This is a genomic window from Phytohalomonas tamaricis, from assembly GCF_003012345.1.
Classification (GTDB): domain Bacteria; phylum Pseudomonadota; class Gammaproteobacteria; order Pseudomonadales; family Halomonadaceae; genus Phytohalomonas; species Phytohalomonas tamaricis.
Genome location: NZ_PVRV01000019.1, coordinates 540,726 through 557,390 on the forward strand (window position 1 = coordinate 540,726; position 16,665 = coordinate 557,390).

Annotated in this window: 14 protein-coding genes; 6 read left to right on the plus strand and 8 right to left on the minus strand. The window is 55.7% G+C overall.

Annotated features, from left to right (window positions below; all coding sequences use genetic code 11):
- Positions 1–4: 4 nt before the first annotated feature.
- From C3Z11_RS04455 to hemE, 7 genes are all read right to left on the minus strand, one after another.
- Positions 5–1,105 (minus strand): amino acid ABC transporter permease, encoded by a 1,101-nt coding sequence (locus C3Z11_RS04455; RefSeq protein WP_262927228.1) that lies wholly within the window; start codon positions 1,103–1,105, stop codon positions 5–7.
- 1 nt (position 1,106) lies between these two features.
- Entirely contained in the window at positions 1,107–2,297 is a 1,191-nt protein-coding gene (locus C3Z11_RS04460) for an amino acid ABC transporter permease (protein ID WP_262927229.1), read from the minus strand.
- 62 nt (positions 2,298–2,359) lie between these two features.
- A complete protein-coding gene (locus C3Z11_RS04465) occupies positions 2,360–3,400 on the minus strand; it encodes an amino acid ABC transporter substrate-binding protein (protein ID WP_106476670.1) in 1,041 nt (346 codons plus the stop codon).
- Positions 3,401–3,775: 375 nt separating this feature from the next.
- Positions 3,776–4,639 carry a polyamine aminopropyltransferase gene (gene speE, locus C3Z11_RS04470; RefSeq protein ID WP_106476672.1) on the minus strand — a complete coding sequence of 288 codons (864 nt, stop codon included), beginning with the start codon at positions 4,637–4,639 and terminating at the stop codon, positions 3,776–3,778.
- A 119-nt stretch (positions 4,640–4,758) separates the two neighbouring features.
- Positions 4,759–5,127 carry a VanZ family protein gene (locus C3Z11_RS04475; protein ID WP_106476674.1) on the minus strand — a complete coding sequence of 123 codons (369 nt, stop codon included), beginning with the start codon at positions 5,125–5,127 and terminating at the stop codon, positions 4,759–4,761.
- A complete protein-coding gene (locus tag C3Z11_RS04480; RefSeq protein WP_158700925.1) occupies positions 5,117–5,602 on the minus strand; it encodes a thiol-disulfide oxidoreductase DCC family protein in 486 nt (161 codons plus the stop codon). The genes C3Z11_RS04475 and C3Z11_RS04480 overlap by 11 nt, the downstream gene beginning before the upstream one ends.
- Complete coding sequence (gene hemE, locus C3Z11_RS04485) at positions 5,574–6,635, minus strand: uroporphyrinogen decarboxylase (protein ID WP_106476677.1); 1,062 nt, start codon at positions 6,633–6,635, stop codon at positions 5,574–5,576. The genes C3Z11_RS04480 and hemE overlap by 29 nt, the downstream gene beginning before the upstream one ends.
- Before the next feature lie 179 nt (positions 6,636–6,814).
- Here hemE and ribA point away from each other — a divergent pair, with 179 nt between their 5' ends.
- The 6 genes from ribA to C3Z11_RS04515 all read left to right on the plus strand — a co-directional run bounded on the left by ribA (position 6,815) and on the right by C3Z11_RS04515 (position 14,178).
- A complete protein-coding gene (gene ribA, locus C3Z11_RS04490; RefSeq protein ID WP_106476954.1) occupies positions 6,815–7,453 on the plus strand; it encodes a GTP cyclohydrolase II in 639 nt (212 codons plus the stop codon).
- Positions 7,454–7,535: 82 nt separating this feature from the next.
- Positions 7,536–8,246, plus strand: a complete 711-nt coding sequence (trhA, locus tag C3Z11_RS04495; protein WP_106476679.1) for a PAQR family membrane homeostasis protein TrhA — start codon at positions 7,536–7,538, stop codon at positions 8,244–8,246.
- A gap of 520 nt (positions 8,247–8,766) precedes the next feature.
- The gene (locus C3Z11_RS04500; protein ID WP_262927230.1) at positions 8,767–9,204 is read left to right on the plus strand and encodes a substrate-binding domain-containing protein; all 438 of its coding nucleotides are present in this window, start codon (positions 8,767–8,769) and stop codon (positions 9,202–9,204) included.
- Between the two features lie 19 nt (positions 9,205–9,223).
- The gene (locus C3Z11_RS04505) at positions 9,224–10,378 is read left to right on the plus strand and encodes a hypothetical protein (RefSeq protein ID WP_106476681.1); all 1,155 of its coding nucleotides are present in this window, start codon (positions 9,224–9,226) and stop codon (positions 10,376–10,378) included.
- A 114-nt stretch (positions 10,379–10,492) separates the two neighbouring features.
- The gene (locus C3Z11_RS04510; RefSeq protein WP_262927231.1) at positions 10,493–13,339 is read left to right on the plus strand and encodes a bifunctional diguanylate cyclase/phosphodiesterase; all 2,847 of its coding nucleotides are present in this window, start codon (positions 10,493–10,495) and stop codon (positions 13,337–13,339) included.
- Positions 13,340–13,389: 50 nt separating this feature from the next.
- The gene (locus C3Z11_RS04515) at positions 13,390–14,178 is read left to right on the plus strand and encodes a PEP-CTERM/exosortase system-associated acyltransferase (RefSeq protein ID WP_106476685.1); all 789 of its coding nucleotides are present in this window, start codon (positions 13,390–13,392) and stop codon (positions 14,176–14,178) included.
- Between the two features lie 90 nt (positions 14,179–14,268).
- Here C3Z11_RS04515 and C3Z11_RS04520 read toward each other — a convergent pair whose 3' ends face one another.
- Positions 14,269–16,659 carry a phosphoketolase family protein gene (locus C3Z11_RS04520; RefSeq protein WP_106476687.1) on the minus strand — a complete coding sequence of 797 codons (2,391 nt, stop codon included), beginning with the start codon at positions 16,657–16,659 and terminating at the stop codon, positions 14,269–14,271.
- Positions 16,660–16,665: the final 6 nt, after the last annotated feature.

Here is a 16,665-nt window from a genome sequence, read left to right on the forward strand (position 1 = left end):
CGCGCTACTTGTGGCCTGTATTCAAGCGGTTTTCGATATATTGGCTGTAGCGCGACATCGAGAAGCAGAACACCCAGAAGATCAACGCGGCGAAGACATAGCCTTCAATGGCAAAGCCCAGCCAGTCTGAATCGGTCAGGCCCGCCTGGATAATCGCCAGCACATCGAATAGCCCAATGATCAATACCAGCGAGGTATCCTTGAACAGCGAGATGAAGGTATTGACGATGCCGGGAATCACCAGCTTAAGCGCCTGAGGTAACACGATCAGCCCCATCCGCTGCCAATATCCCAGGCCTAATGCGGCGCCGGCTTCGCTCTGCCCCTTGGGGATCGCCTGCAACCCCCCACGTACCACTTCGGCCATATAGGCGCTCCAGAACAGCATGATGCCGATCAGCGCCCGCAGCAGCTTGTCGAACTCCATCTGTGCCGGGACGAACAGCGGCAGCATTACCGAGGCCATGAACAGCACGGTAATCAGTGGCACGCCGCGCCAGAACTCGATAAATACGACGCAGACGCCCTTGACTAGCGGCATCTTCGAGCGACGCCCCAATGCCAGCAGAACGCCAATGGGCAGCGAACCGACAATGCCCACTGCGGCAATCGTCAGCGTCAGCATCAACCCGCCCCAAAGGCGCGTCGGCACATGGTCAAGGCCGAACATGCCACCCAACAGCAAAATCCAGGAAACGATCGGGAACCCGATCAATGCAAAGATACCCACGCTCTTCTTGGCCGGCAGTTTCGGTACTATCAGCCAGGCAATCAGTGCGGCAAATATCGCAAATACGATATCGACTCTCCAGCGCAGCGCCTCGGGATAGAAGCCGTAGACGATCTGATTCCAGCGCGCGGAGATAAATACCCAACAGGCCCCATCGCTGGTGCAGGCCTCGCGGGAATTGCCGACCCAATCAGCCTCGATAAAGGCCCAATCGATGACGGGCCACAATAAGCGTATGGCAATGGCAATCACGATCAGCGAGATGATGCTATTGATCGGACCGGCAAAAAGGTTGGTGCGAAGCCACCCGATGACACCGCGACGCTGGTCCGGTGGCTGACGCTGAGCAATCATCTGTTCACGAAAGGCTGTCATCTCAGCGCTCCTTGATCGCAACGCGGGCGTTGTAGATATTCATCAGAAATGACACCACGAGGCTGATGACCAGATAGACCGCCATGGTCATGGCGATGATCTCGATCGCCTGCCCAGTCTGGTTAAGCGTCGTGCCAGCAAATACTGCAACGAGGTCGGGATAGCCAATCGCAGTCGCCAACGATGAATTCTTGATCAGATTGAGATACTGACTGGTCATCTGCGGCACGATCACGCGCATCGCCTGGGGAATGACTACCTTGCGTAGCGTCACGCCGCTGGACAGGCTCAAGGCGTTCGCTGCCTCGACCTGACCATGGGGCACCGATTGAATGCCCGAGCGGACAATCTCGGCAATGAATGCGGCGGTATAGACCGACAGCGCCACCCACAGGGCCAACAGTTCAGGCAGCACCTGCACGCCGCCGCGGAAATTGAAACCGGTCAGCTCAGGTACGTTCCAGTGCAGAGGCGAGCCGCTGAGCACGAATACAACGGCAGGCAACCCAGCAATCAGTCCGAGCCCGATCCAGCCCACCGGTAGGCGCTGGCCCGTCTGCGCTTGGCGGCGGCGATTGAAGATGACCAGCCCAATGGTCACCACAATGGCAATCAGCAGTGCAATCGGTGTTGCCGAGAAGCCCGCCTGGGTTTCAGGCCCAGGCATGACCATGCCGCGCACGTTGAAATAAAAGGCATCGAACAACGATAGGCTTTGCCGCGGCGAAGGCAATGAACGCAGTACCGCGAAATACCAGAACAGAATCTGCAAAAGCAGCGGAATATTGCGAAACAGTTCGACGTAGCAGGTTGCCAGCCTGGACAGCAGCCAGTTCGGTGATAACCGTGCGATGCCGACCGCAAAACCGATAAGCGTGGCGGCCACTATCCCTAATGCTGATACCAGTAACGTATTGAGCAGGCCAATGAGAAACGTATGCCCATAGGTACTGTCGCTGGTGTATTCCAAAAGCGCCTGGGAAATCGGAAACCCGGCCCGCCCTTCGAGAAAATCGAATCCGGTACGAATGCCACGAGCTTCTAGATTAAGTAACGTGTTGTGAATCAGTAGCCCAATGACCAGAGCCAGAACAATCAGCAGCACCGCCTGCGCGACCAGCGCACGAATCGCCGGATCACGCCATAGCGGCCCGCGACCGCGACGCGGAATGGACGTGGAAGGACGTAGCATAATTTTTCGCCTGAACAGGATAACCTTATGCGCCGCGCCCGACAGGGCGCGGCGACGGGTACTTAACGTACCGGCGGGGCGTACATGATGCCGCCGTTATTCCACAGCGCGTTCAGGCCACGCTCGATCTTGAGTGGCGAATCGGCACCGACAGTCTTGGCGTAGACCTCACCGTAGTTACCCACTTTCTTGATGATCTGGTAGGCCCAGTCGTTGGATAGTCCTATCTGCTCACCGAAATTACCGTCCTTGCCGAGCAAGCGGGCCACATCGGGATTGGGCGGGTTATCACGCATTTGATCGACATTGGCACTGGTGATACCCAGCTCTTCGGCATCGACCATGGCATAGAGACTCCACTTGACGATGTCAAACCACTGGTCATCGCCTTGGCGAACCACCGGGCCCAGCGGCTCCTTGGAAATACGCTCAGGCAGGATGACAACGCTATCAGGGTTCTGCAGTTGCAGGCGCAGCGCGGCTAGCTGGGAGGAATCGGAAGTCAGCACGTCACAACGGCCGCTGTCGAAGCCAGCGGCCGTCTGACTCGACTCATCAAAGCTGACCGCCTGGTACTGCATGTTGTTGGCACGGAAGTAATCGGCAAGATTGAGCTCTGTGGTCGTACCGGCCGCTACGCAGACGGAGGCGCCATCGAGTTCCTTGGCACTGCTGATGCCGAGATCCTTGCGCACCATGAAGCCTTGGCCGTCATAGAACGTGACACCAGTGAAGTTCAGGCCCATCGAGTTATCGCGTGACGCGGTCCAGGTGGTGTTACGTGACAGCAGATCGACTTCACCTGACTGCAGCGCCGTGAAGCGCTCCTTGGCCGTCAGCGGTGCAAACGCAATTTTCTTCGGATCATTCAGTACGGCGGCGGCGACCCCGCGACAAACTTCGACATCGATGCCTTGCCAGGCACCGTTAGCGTCCGGGTTGGAAAAACCGGCAAGACCGTCACTGACACCGCAACGTACCTGGCCGCGGCTTTTGACCTCGTCAAGCGTGGCAGCCTGAGCGGCTTGGGTGATGAGTAGTGCCGCCGCTGTGCCGGCCAAGAGCGCAGCACGTGAAAAAATTCGTTTGTTGTTGTTGCCCATGTGATACCCCAGCGTGGTCCAAGAAAAACGTATGCATCAGGCATATGCGTTAAAACGTGGCAGTTTTCTCTGCACGCTCCTGTCTTGCAAAGGCTGTTCCAAATCAGCGCAACATCTCTACAAGTGCTTGTTTTAATTAAATTCAACGCTTTTATTTACGGACGGCTGATCCATTGAAACGAGATGTAACAAGTTGGCTGCTGCCCCCGCTTGCGCCACAAAATCGATTTCAGAAGACTTCACCTATATTTACGCACCGAAATAGCGCAATCCATGCTACCCGTTGACCTACCCACCAGCAGCTACACACAAAAAAAGCCGCCCGGCATGGCCGTGGCGGCTTTGATCAAGTTAAGCGGTGTCAGAGTGTGGGGATTAGCGCTCCAGTAAACGCTTCATGAACGGTGGCAACACCAATGCGCTTTTATGCAACGTGGCGGAATAGTACTCGAGAGCGAATGATGCCTGCTCGGCATCCTGTTCACGGAATTGCTTGACGTCACACGCCTTGCCCGCAAGCGTACAGCTCCACCAGCCGGAAGGATAAGTCGGCTGAGGAAACGGTAGCGTAGCGACACTGTCGAAACCGGCCTTTTCCATATCTTCACGTAGCTCGCGGATAATCGAGTCGGTGTGATAAAGCGGCGACTCACTCTGCTGCACCATTACACCGCCTTTCTTGAGGATGCGGTGACAACGCTTGAGAAAATCGGTCTTGAACAAGCCTTCGGCAGGACCGACCGGGTCGGTGGAATCGATAATCATCACATCGATACTTTCATCGGCACAGTTATCGACCCACTTCACGCCATCCTCGAACTTGAGGTCAGCACGCGGATCATTATTGGATTCGGTCAACGTCGGGAAAAAGCGTGCCGCGGCCTTGGTCACTTCCTCGTCGATATCGATCTGAGTGACCCGCTCGACGCCGGGATGCTTCAATACTTCGCGCAGTGTGCCGCAGTCACCGCCGCCAATAATCACAACATGCTTGGGATCGGCGTGGGTGAACAGCGCCGGATGCGACATCATCTCGTGATAGAGGAAATTGTCACGATCCGTCAGCATTACGCAGCCATCGAGCACCATCAGGTTGCCATAGGTCTCGGTGGCATAGACTTCAAGGTGCTGATAGGGCGAAGTTACGTCGTGCAGCTTCTCCTTGACCTTGAGCGAGATGGCGCTGCCTTGACGATCGAAAATTTCTGTAAACCAGCCATCAATGGGTTGCTCAGCCACTGAGATGTCTCCTGTTCGAGCCCGGCCACAGCCGGATAAAGATCAAAATGCGCGCACCATAGCCGGCCCAGCCGACAAAGAGAAGCGCCATATATTTAAAAGATATTCAAAAAATAGGGCTAACGCCGCCGCATCGTCAGATACAGCGCCACGATTACCGTAGCGATGACAATGCCCAGCAGGGCACCTAGCGTATTGGCAAGAATATCGGCCCAGTCTCCACCCATCCGCCCTGGTGCCAGCGTCTGGGCATATTCGACGGCCACGCCATAAACGAACACCATTATTAACGTTTTAAGCCGTGTCACGCCTGTCAGGCAGGTCAGCAGCGCCAACATACCGTAGCCGGTAAGGTGCTGGAGTTTATCCCATGGCATCTGCTCGGGCAGCTCCTGCGCCGGCATGAGGCTGCCTACCGCAATAGCCAGTGCCATGAGCACAGCCAGCACAGTCCAGAACCGGGCGAAGGGACTACGTTTATGGGGCATCGGCTATGTCCTGTGGCAAGCCCAGCAGCCGGCTCTCTTCTACGGTCAGCATTTCTCGCATCCTGTCATGGCCCTTGGACCCAAGCTCGTATGGCGGCACCCATTGGCGCCGGTAACGCCCGATGATGCGATAGACACCATCACGCAGCGGCATCGGCAAATAGCGGAGATGACTGACGTTTGACCATGGCGAGTGTAATCCTTCACTTATACGCAGCATTGCCTCGCTGCGCATATAAAGCCGGCCTTCACGAATCAGCCATACGCTTTCGAGCTGATGGGGATCAACGCTGAAATACGTCCCCAAACGCTCCGCCAATGGTGACTGCAGCCGGGCAAATAGTGTCTGAGGAGACGTCTCATGACGCAGTAAAAACGCCACCGAGCGTCGGCATAGTGAGCAAGACGCATCGAAGACGACGAGCTGGCGCCACCCATACTGACGTTTACTGGTGGTAGGCCGGGCTGAGTTCATGGAGTGCCTCCAGAAAGGCAGTGACATTCTCGGGCGGCGTAAACTGTGAAATACCGTGGCCGAGATTGAACACGTGACCTTCACCGTGGCCGAAGCTTGCCAGCGTACGTGCGACCTCGGCACGAATCGCCTGAGGCGAGGCAAACAGCACGTTGGGATCAAGATTGCCCTGCAGCGCGACCTGATGGCCAATACGCGCACGCGCATTGCCAAGCTCAGTCGTCCAGTCGAGGCCGACGGCGTCGCAGCCGGAAGCGGCGATCTGCTCGAGCCATTGGCCGCCGTTTTTGGTAAATAAAATCACCGGCACATGCCGACCATCATGCTCACGGATCAAGCCCTTGACGATCTTTTCCATATAGGCGAGCGAGAATTCACGATAGGCCGGCGTGGAGAGCGTCCCGCCCCAGGTATCGAAAATCTGTACGGCCTGAGCGCCGGCGCGAATCTGGGCATTAAGGTAATCCGTCACTGCTGTTGCCAAGAGATCAAGCAGATGATGCATGGTCTGCGGCTCGGCATAGAGCATGCCTTTGACATGACGGAAGTCCTTGCTTGATGCGCCTTCGACCATATAGGTCGCCAATGTCCATGGACTTCCGGAAAAACCGATCAGCGGTACGCGGCCGTTCAGTTCACGGCGAATGGTAGAAACAGCATTCATGACATAACCGAGATCACGTTCGATATCAGGAACGCTCAGTGCCGCGACCTCCGCTGCGCTGCGCACCGGCTTACGGAACTTCGGCCCTTCGCCGGTCTCGAAGTACAGCCCCAGTCCCATCGCATCGGGAATGGTCAGGATATCGGAAAACAAGATCGCCGCATCAAGCTCATAGCGCTCAAGCGGCTGCAGCGTGACCTCGCAGGCCAACTCCGCGTTCTGGCACAGGTCCATGAAACTGCCTGCATGGGCGCGGCTCGCGCGGTACTCCGGTAGATAGCGCCCCGCCTGGCGCATCATCCATACCGGTGTACGATCAACGCGCTGTCCGGCCAGCGCACGAAGGAAACGGTCATTTTTCAAGGCCATGCAATCAAGATCCACCCGTGAATTTGTCTTCATTGTAACGGATGAATGCAGGCTCGCTCGAATAACACATCAACTATTGCCTTCGTAGGCATAATCCATCGTGAGCCTACGCACTTGAGCTGATAGAATAATGCCCCCTGTTAACACGGATGCTGTCCACGCATCACCGAGGGCTCGACGTGACAATCCGATTCATTGCCTCATCCAAGCTGCCCACCTCTTGGGCGACGTTTACCATGCACGGCTTCGAGGACGACGAAACCGGCAAGGACCATATTGCCCTGACGCTCGGTACCGTCGATGACGGTGTACCCGTGCTCGCCCGTGTGCATTCCGAGTGTTTGACGGGCGATGCGCTGTTTTCAATGCGCTGTGACTGTGGCTACCAACTGCAGGAAGCGTTGCAGCGCATCGCTGAGGAAGGCCGCGGCGTCCTACTTTACATGCGCCAGGAAGGCCGTGGCATTGGCCTACTTAACAAGATTCGCGCTTATAATCTTCAGGATCAGGGTGCTGATACCGTTGAAGCCAACGAAGCACTCGGCTTTGGCGCCGACATGCGCCGTTATGACATCTGCGTGCCTATGCTCAACCATTTGGGCATTCATTCGCTCAAGTTGATGACCAACAACCCGCGTAAGGTCGAGGCGCTCAAGCGCGACGGCGTGGAAATCGCTGAACGTCAGGCGATCACCACCGGACTCAATCCACATAACGAGCAGTACCTGGCGACCAAAGCCGGTAAATTAGGTCACATGATGGCACTTGATGAGTTTACTCAGGCCGACATCATCGACGGTCATCACCCCCGGAAATAACCTAAAAAATGCTTGTTCACCGTTTGTGGAGGGTGTGATGTCCCTCCGCATGGATGATCTGCCCAGCCACGGAGAGCCTCCAATGACCAAGCAAACCTCATCGGACAAAGCATCATCTATTGAGCGGTATATCGACGAAGGCTACTCGCCCCTTGAGGAGTGGCTGCATAGCATCAGCCACGCTATCGGCGCGGTACTAAGCCTTGCAGGAATGGCACTGCTAATCGTCATGGCCAGCGTGCCGGCTCACTTCGACCCATGGAAGATCGCCAGCGTTACGCTCTATGGCATCTGCCTGATAACGCTCTACCTTGTCTCAACGCTCTATCACAGCGTTCGACGACCACGCCTCAAGTTCATTTTTCAACAGCTTGATCATTGCGCGATCTATCTGCTGATTGCCGGTACCTATACGCCATTCGTTCTAGTCAACATGCGTGACTCTGTCGGCTGGCTGCTGTTTACCCTCGTCTGGGCATTGGCGGGTATTGGCATCGGTATGAAAGTGCTTTGGCCGCACCGCTTCGAACTGCTGCGCGTGTCTATCTATTTGCTGATGGGCTGGCTGATGGTGTTGTTCGCAGACGATATGGTCGCCAGCCTCTCACCACTTGGCGTTACACTGCTTGTAGCTGGCGGTATTACCTACACCGTTGGGGTCGTATTCTACGCTATACGGGCAATACCTTTTCATCACGCCATCTGGCATCTGTTCGTGATCGGTGGAAGTATTTGTCATTACCTTGCCATATATTATGCTGTGGTCCCTTATGAATTGAATAAAGGCATGTAATTGTTATTAATAAAAAAGCGCTCACACGTTAATGTGAGCGCTTTTTTATTGATGACCATTACTGGCATGACGATCCGGGGCAGCAAGATAAAGCTATAATGGGGATAACTTACTGTTATTAAGGAGAAATAGTTACTAGCTTCATTCAACTTGGCCAAGGCTCAGCCACCCCTTCACCATTTTAATGGCTAATTTATTGCCATACCTAATTAATAACTAAGAAGAAAAATCAAAGAAACTTTTATTCAAATTGTATCTAATACGTTAATATTCAGTAGCTTTAGCCGTTACGCCACCATCTAAAAGGCTTAATCCCGATCCTCTCTCGGCGCAACCCGCCAGGATTTCCTTTGACTCAGATAGTGAAGACGATGACAGATACTCTTACTACCCTTCTTGGCTGGAACAAACGCGAGCGAAGTTACGCCCGGCTGAGCAGAAGAATATCTCTCTTTCCGTCTTCATGCTTGTTACCAGCGTCTAATGTCGTTGAGACAGGCCTTTCTGGGCAAATATGGTAATGGGCCAAGGCCTGACACGATTGATCCTGGCGATAGCGCTATTGGTAGCCTGTCCTTTAGCGAGCAGTGCTACGGACGTCCCGATTGTTCTCATTGCCAACCCTAACGTTCCGATAGATTCACTTACTCGTGAAACGATACGTGCCATCTTTGCCATGCGCCAGCGTACGCTTCCTGACGGGCAGGCCGTGCATGTTTTCGTTCTACCGGATGAGAGCCGTGTCCACGCTCGATTTGCCAAGGAATATTTGGGAGTTTATCCGCATCAGCTGCGCCTTTCCTGGGACCGTGTCGTTTTTTCCGGAACAGGTCAAGCGCCTAATCACGTGGATTCGCAGGCCGAAATGGTTGAGCGCGTGGCCACCACGCCGGGTGGGATAGGATACATTGAACAAGGATATTTAGATGATCGTGTCCGCCTACTACCGCTGCAGTAGTGCTTGTACAGGCTTAACAATGGCTCTGATCGCGGCAGCATGTAACGTAGCTCCGGCCAGAGCCGAAGGCATGCTGGATACGGTACAGGTACATGGTTTTCTCAGTCAGGCACTTATTGTCACTGATGAGAATAATTTTTTTGGCCCTAGCAGCCACGACGGTGGCAGCCTTCAATACACGGAAATCGGCGCCAATCTATCCTTTCGACCACGTCAGGATGTGCTTATTGCCATACAGGGCATCAGCCGCAGGGCAGGTGCTGACGACAGTGACTTCGAACCGGACCTGGATTACGGCCTGGTAGACTATCAGCTTTTTTCGAGCGTTGATCGCACGCTGGGAATCCAGCTCGGCAGAGTCAAGAACCCGTTTGGCTTTTATAACCAGACGCGTGACGTGGCGTTTACTCGACCTAGCATCTTGCTACCACAGTCGATCTACTTTGATCGTACTCGTTCTGTAGGACTTGCTGGAGACGGTATCAGTATCTATGAGCAAGAACGCTTGCCTAACGGCACGCTTTATTTCCAGGCCGGCATCGGGAAACCCCAAGTCAATGACGATGCTGAAAAAGCCCTGTCGACAACTGAGCCGACACTTGACGGGCAAATATCAATCATCAGTCAGATACGCTATGAACACGACGGTGGACGCATTATAGCCGCCCTTAGCGCCGGCAGAGCCCAGTCACGCTATGAAGTCGACAGCAAAGATAGTGACAGTGGCACCTTCGTTTTCCAGCCTTGGATTCTGTCGCTTCAATACAATGAAGATCTTTGGAGCCTCACCGCAGAATACGCGCTGCGCAAGCGTTCTCTAAGCGGGCTTAATAATGCGCAGCACAACTATGACATCACCGGTGAAAGTTGGTATTTGCAATATACCCGCCGCTTCCAACGCGATTGGCAGTGGCTGCTGCGTTATGACGTATTGGTCAACGACCGTAACGATCGTTCGGGACGTAAGTTGGCTGCCACGGGTGCCGCTCCAGCCTACTCTCAGTTTGCCAAGGATCTAACGACCGGCGTGCAATGGCGCATCCATCCGCAGGTATTGCTCGCCGCCGAGTATCACCATGTTGACGGTACGGGCTGGCTGACGATTGGCGACAACGAGGGCGAGACGGACCAATACTGGAACATGCTGCTGTTTCAAGCATCACTGCGCTTTTAGTCGCTTGTCGTTATTGCCGCTCGCTCTTGCCAAACCGAGAAACAAAATGCGTCGCAGCGTTATTGAGCCCGTCAATATAAGCGCCAGCCACGGTCAGGGCGCCGATGAGAAAACATGTTAAAACGAATCACGGCAACACTACTCCACTCATCCGCTGGGCACCGTATGATCAGCCTTAAATGGCGGGCCATTGCCCTCACTAGCTTACTGCTGCTCAGTCTTGCCTCCCTGTTCACCTTCATTGGTCACAACAACCTGACGCGACAGCTCAGCCGCATGCAGAGCGTGACGTATGCCCGTCAGGTCAGCGAAATCGAGCAGGCCCTAGCGCGTTCATCGGATAATCTTCGTCAGCTGGCTAGCCTGACAGCAGCCTCGACCGCGCTGGGAGAAGCCGTTAGAGCGGAAAATACCGAGGCGATCAGAGCAGCACTCCAGTCCCAGTGGCCGACGATGCAGTTGGACGCTGGCATCGATGAAGTTCGTGTTTTTGATTCCGATAATCAGCCGTTAGCAGCATGGGGCCAGGCTCAGGCAGACGATAGCGTTTTGCTGCTGCGCCAGTGGCTAGCACGGGTCAAGGAAAGTGAGGCGCCGCTTAAACAACTGTTGTGTACAGATGACTGCCGTCAGTATGTGCTGGTGCCCATTCTGGTCGATGGGACAAGCGTGGGCCAGGTCATGGTCTCCCGCTCGCTGGCCGATGTCATCCACTACGCCCAAAGCAGTTTGGGCAGTGACATTGCTTTGCTGGTCAAGGACGGCGATAAACAGGTTACTCAGTCGTCCGGGCACTACTTTCCTACTTGGCATGTAACATTAGCCGCGCTGACGCATCAGCAGACGAGTCTTCCCATCCTTGAAACAGCCATCGCCAAGGTAGATCTCGCCTCCTTTTTGCACCATCCACTACGTCTGGATATTCAGGACCGCCATTTTGAAATGCGCGGGATTGCCCTTGATGAGGCAGACGTCTCATCGGGCAGGGGCTACTTCGTATTGATTACCGACATTACCGAGCAGATTGATACGATAGCTCAGAATACCAAGACCATTTTGCTGGTTGCATTGGGCGGCTGGCTTGCCGCTGAAATCATGTTGCTGGTCATTCTGTGGACACCCATGGCGCGACTGCGCCGGTTGGCTGACATCCTGCCAGAGCTTGCGGAAGGAAGATTCGATGCCGTCCGGCGCCAGATAGTCCCTCTTCCCCAGAGCCGTTTCACGGATGAGATCGGCGTGCTCGACCGCACGACACTCGAACTAACGGACCAGTTGGAAGCTCTGGAAGGAGAAGTCCATGCACGCGGAGAACAGTTAACGGCCCGGCTCAAGGAGCTGGCCCGCGAACGCGACTTTATCAAAGGACTCTTGGATACCGCCCGCGTCTTTATCCTGACTCAGGACAGTCACGGCCGCATTGTCCAGCTCAATCATTATGCGCAGGCTGTCGTGGGGCTACCGGAGCACAAGCTGCTTGGCAGAGCATTCACAGACATCTTCATGTCCGGCCAGAATACCGACGAAGGCGCCTTAGACTGGACATCTCAGCAAGAAGGCAGGGTGCTGACTCAGGCCAATGAGCAGCGCTTTATTGCCTGGTCTCATGCGCCATTGCCCGATGATACTCAGGATGCCCAAGCATTGATTTCTGTCGGCCTAGATATTACCGAGCGCAAGGAGGCTGAAGAGCGCTTGGCTTGGCTGGCACACCGTGATCCACTCACCGAGCTTTATAACCGCCGTTTCTTCCAGCTATCACTGGAGCAGGCCATATATCCCGATGCTGATGGTGCAGTGCTTTATCTCGATCTCGATCAGTTCAAGGAAGTCAACGAGCTGAGTGGTCACCACTCCGGCGATCAACTGCTGCGACTGGTCGCCGAAGCGCTAGAAAACGAGTTAAAAGACGAAGCGCTCATCGCACGCCTAGGCGGGGACGAATTTGCAGTCCTGCTCAAAAATGCCAGCGGCGAAAAAGCCATTGGCGTTGCAATGCGTATCGGACAGGCCTTGGAAGAGATCAGTTTTTCCGTCAATGGCCGACGCCATCCAGCGGTAGCCAGCATCGGTATTGCCCAATACCCAGCCCACGGTGACAATCCTGTCGATCTGATGGCCAGTGCCGATCTAGCCATGTACAAGGCCAAGGAGAACAGTACCCAGCGCTGGCATCTGCTGTCAGCCGTCAGCCATACCAAGGAGGAACTGCAGCAGCGGGTCTATTGGATAGACTGCATACGCCTTGCCTTGCAGGAAAACCGCTTCGAACTTATGGTGCAGCCCATCCTCTGCCTGGAGGATCACAGCATCAAGCATTACGAAGTTCTGGTGCGCCTGAAGAACGAGGAAGGTCACCTTGTTGCGCCCAGCCTGTTCATCCCCGTCGCCGAGCGCAGCGGTCAGATCATCGAAATCGACCGCTGGGTACTGCGTGCCAGCTTACAACTGCTGCGCTCGGTACAGGACGAGGGCATCTGCCTAGCGGTCAATCTTTCGGGCCACTCACTCCACGATGCGGGCCTTGAGCATTTTCTTGCCCAAGAGTTTGCCGCCAGTGGTGCCGACCCACATCACCTTATCCTTGAGGTGACGGAAACCGCTGCGGTGACTGATTTTGCGACGGCGCGGGGTGTCATGCAGGGCATACGCAACCTGGGCTGCCAAACGGCGCTTGACGATTTCGGCGTTGGCTTCAGCAGTTTCCATTATCTCGGCCAACTGCCCGCCGACTACATCAAGATCGATGGCTCGTTCATTCAGAACCTGCTGACTAGCCATGAAGATAGACTTATCGTCAAAGCAATTGCTGAAATTGCAGCAGGATTCGGCAAGCAGACGATTGCAGAATTCGTCGACCAGGCGGCTATTTTGCCGATCCTGAGAGAATATGGCATCACCTATGCCCAAGGCTATTATCTGGGCCGGCCGGCACCGGCGAACACGATATTAAAGAGATGATCGAATGGATCATCACCGCCCAGACCTTAAACAAATAACAAGGACTCGACATGAATCATTTTGAACGCTTTGCAGATGACTTCAGCTTTCGGATCGCCATTTCCGAGCAGGACAGGAACCGAATCTATGCCACGCGTCACGAGGTCTACTGCCAGGAGTTCAACTATGACATGGGGGAGGACAAGGTTCGCCAGCTTGAAAAAGACATTTATGACGATGCCGCACTGCTTTGCTTTATCGAACATAAAAGAAGCGGTATGACGGCAGGGTGCTTACGCCTGCTCATGCCACTCGATGGCCAGCCCGCACCGCTGGGCAAGCTTCAGCTAGAGAACCACTTTGGTGCCAGTCTGAATCACCCTCTTCTTCATCCGGCCAAGCTGCCAAGAGATCGCATCTGTGAGCTATCACGCATGGCGATTCCACGTTATTTCCGCTGTCATGGCAATATGTCTAAAACGGCACTGGATCGCGACGTACTATTATTTTCAGATGATGATGCGCGCTCTTTTCCACTGATCAATCTCGGTCTTTTTCTTGCTGCCACCGCGCTGGTTGGGCTTGCCGAGCGCTATCACGTCTTCATGTTCATGGTCCCGCAATTCCCCCGTCTGGCCGCACGCTATGGCTTTACATTCAGTCGAGTGGGCGAGATGCTTGATTTTCACGGTAGACGTGCCGCCTTTCACATTGATTATCGCCATACCGTTCCCAACATGCATGCGAACTTGAGCAGGCTTTATCACCACATCCAGCAAGAACTCGCGGCTCAATACGATGACGTCATTGCCAATCCGCCGCTATGGCTCGCCAAGCCCAGCACGCCCTGCCTCATCTAACGTGGGATATGTGGTCAGGAACCGATAGCGCATCATCCAAGTGCATTACCGGCTCCTGATTCTTATCAAGGCACAAGCATCGCCAATGTCTTAGCGTCCATCTCCTGAGCTACCACGTGACCATGTCCATTGAGTAATTTGCGGCAGGTCGTCGAAGTGCTCGCGGATGTAGCGGTGATGCTTGTCGAGCAGCGCCTCCAGATGCGTGACGATACGCGCCCCGCCTTCAAGCTGACCGGGCACGTAGCGCAGCACATCGAGACATAAATGGATACGGCTCATGCGGTTGAGCACCACCATGTCGAACGGCGTCGTGGTCGTACCCTCCTCGAGATAGCCGCGCACGTGGAAACGCTCGGTGCTGGGCCGGCCGTGCAACAGCTGATGAATCACGCCGGGATAGCCATGAAAGGCGAACAGTACCGGCTTGCCTGACGTGAACAGCTCGTTGAAGTGCGCCTCGCTGGCCCCGTGCGGATGGCGATCGGGCGGTGGCAGCATCATCAGGTCAACAATGTTGACCACGCGCACCTTGAGCGCCGGCAGGAACTCGCGCAGCATGTCGACCGCCGCCAGCGTCTCCTGGGTGGGAATGTCGCCGGCACACGCCATCACGATATCGGGCTCGCCTTCTTCGTCGTTGCTCGCCCACTGCCACACGCTGCCGCCACGGGCGCAATGTTCCTTGGCCTCGTCGAGACTCAGGTACTGCAGCTGCGGCTGCTTGTCGATGACGATGGCGTTGAGGTAGTTGAAGCTCCTGAAGCAGTGATCGGCGACCGACAGCAGGCAGTTGGCGTCGGGAGGCAGATAGATGCGCACCACCTCGGGCTGCTTGGTCAGCAGGTTGTCAATGAAGCCCGGCCCCTGGTGACTGAAACCGTTATGGTCGTTGCGCCAGCAGGTCGAGGTCAGCAGATAGTTGAGCGATGGGATCGGCTCGCGCCACGGGACGCTGCGTGCATGTTCGAGCCATTTTGCATGCTGGGAGGCCATCGAGTCGATGATCATGGTGAACGCCTCGTAACTGGCGAACAGACCGTGGCGCCCGGTCAAAATGTAGCCTTCCAGCCAGCCGTGGCAGTTGTGTTCACTGAGCACCTCCATCACCCGCCCCTGCGGCGAGACGTGCTCGTCTTGCGACTCGATCGCACTGACCAGGCAGCGATCGCTGGCCTCGAATACCGCACCCAAGCGGTTGGAGTTGGTCTCGTCAGGGCAGAACAGGCGAAAGCTATGCGGGTTGTCGCGGTAGATGTCGCGCAGGAACTCGCCCAGCACCTGAGTCGAGCCGTGGCGTTCGCGGGCGCGATTGGCGTCGTTCACCTCCAGCGCATAGTCGCCGTAATCGCGCAGTTCAAGCGGCACGCTCAGCCTGCCGCCATTGGCGTGGGGATTAGCCCCCATGCGCATTTCGCCTTCAGGCACCAACTCGTTCAGTTCGGCCGCTGGCCGTCCTTCAGCGTCAAATAGCTCCTCAGGGCGGTAGCGCTTGAACCACTGTTCGAGCATCTTCAAGTGCTCGGGATTGTCCTTGACGCCTGAAAGTGGCACCTGGTGGGCGCGGAAGCCACCCTCAACCGGCTTGCCGTCGACCTCGTCGGGCCCAGTCCAACCCTTGGGCGTACGCAGCACGATCATCGGCCATACTGGGCGCTGCGTCAGACCCTGTTCGCGGGCGCTGCGCTGGATGTCGCGAATCTCGTCAAGCGTCTGTTCCAGCGTCGCCGCCAATGCCTGATGAACCGTCATCGGGTCGTCGCCCTCAACGAAGCGCGGTGCGTAGCCGTGCCCCTCGAACAGCTTGGTCAGCGCCTCGTCTGATTCTCGTGCCAGCACGGCCGGGCCTGATATTTTATAGCCGTTGAGGTGCAGGATCGGCAGCACCGCGCCGTCGCGTTCGGGATTGAGGAATTTGATGCCCTTCCACGAGCCTTCAAGCGGCCCGGTCTCGGCTTCGCCGTCACCCACCACGGCGGTAGCGATCAGGTCAGGGTTATCGAACACCGCCCCGAAGGCGTGCATCAGCACATAGCCGAGTTCACCGCCTTCATGGATTGAGCCCGGCGTCGGCACGCTGACGTGGCTGGGAATGCCGCCCGGTGTCGAAAACTGCCGAAACAGCCTGAGCATACCAGTCTCGTCGCGGCTGACTTCGGGAAAGTGCTCGCTGTAGCTGCCTTCGAGCCATACGTTGGAGAGCAACGCCGGGCCACCATGGCCGGGGCCGGTGAGGTAGATCATATTGAGGTTACGGGCCTTGATTAGTCGATTGAGGTGAACATAAATCAGGTTGAGCCCCGGCGAGGTACCCCAGTGACCAAGCAGACGCGGCTTGATATGCTCCGCCTTGAGCGGCTCACGCATCAAGGGGTTAGCCTGCAGGTAGATTTGTCCGACTGAAAGATAGTTGGCGGCGCGCCACCAGGCGTCGATGCGCTTAAGCGTCTGTGAATCCAGCAGTTGCAGTGAGTTAGCCATGAAGTA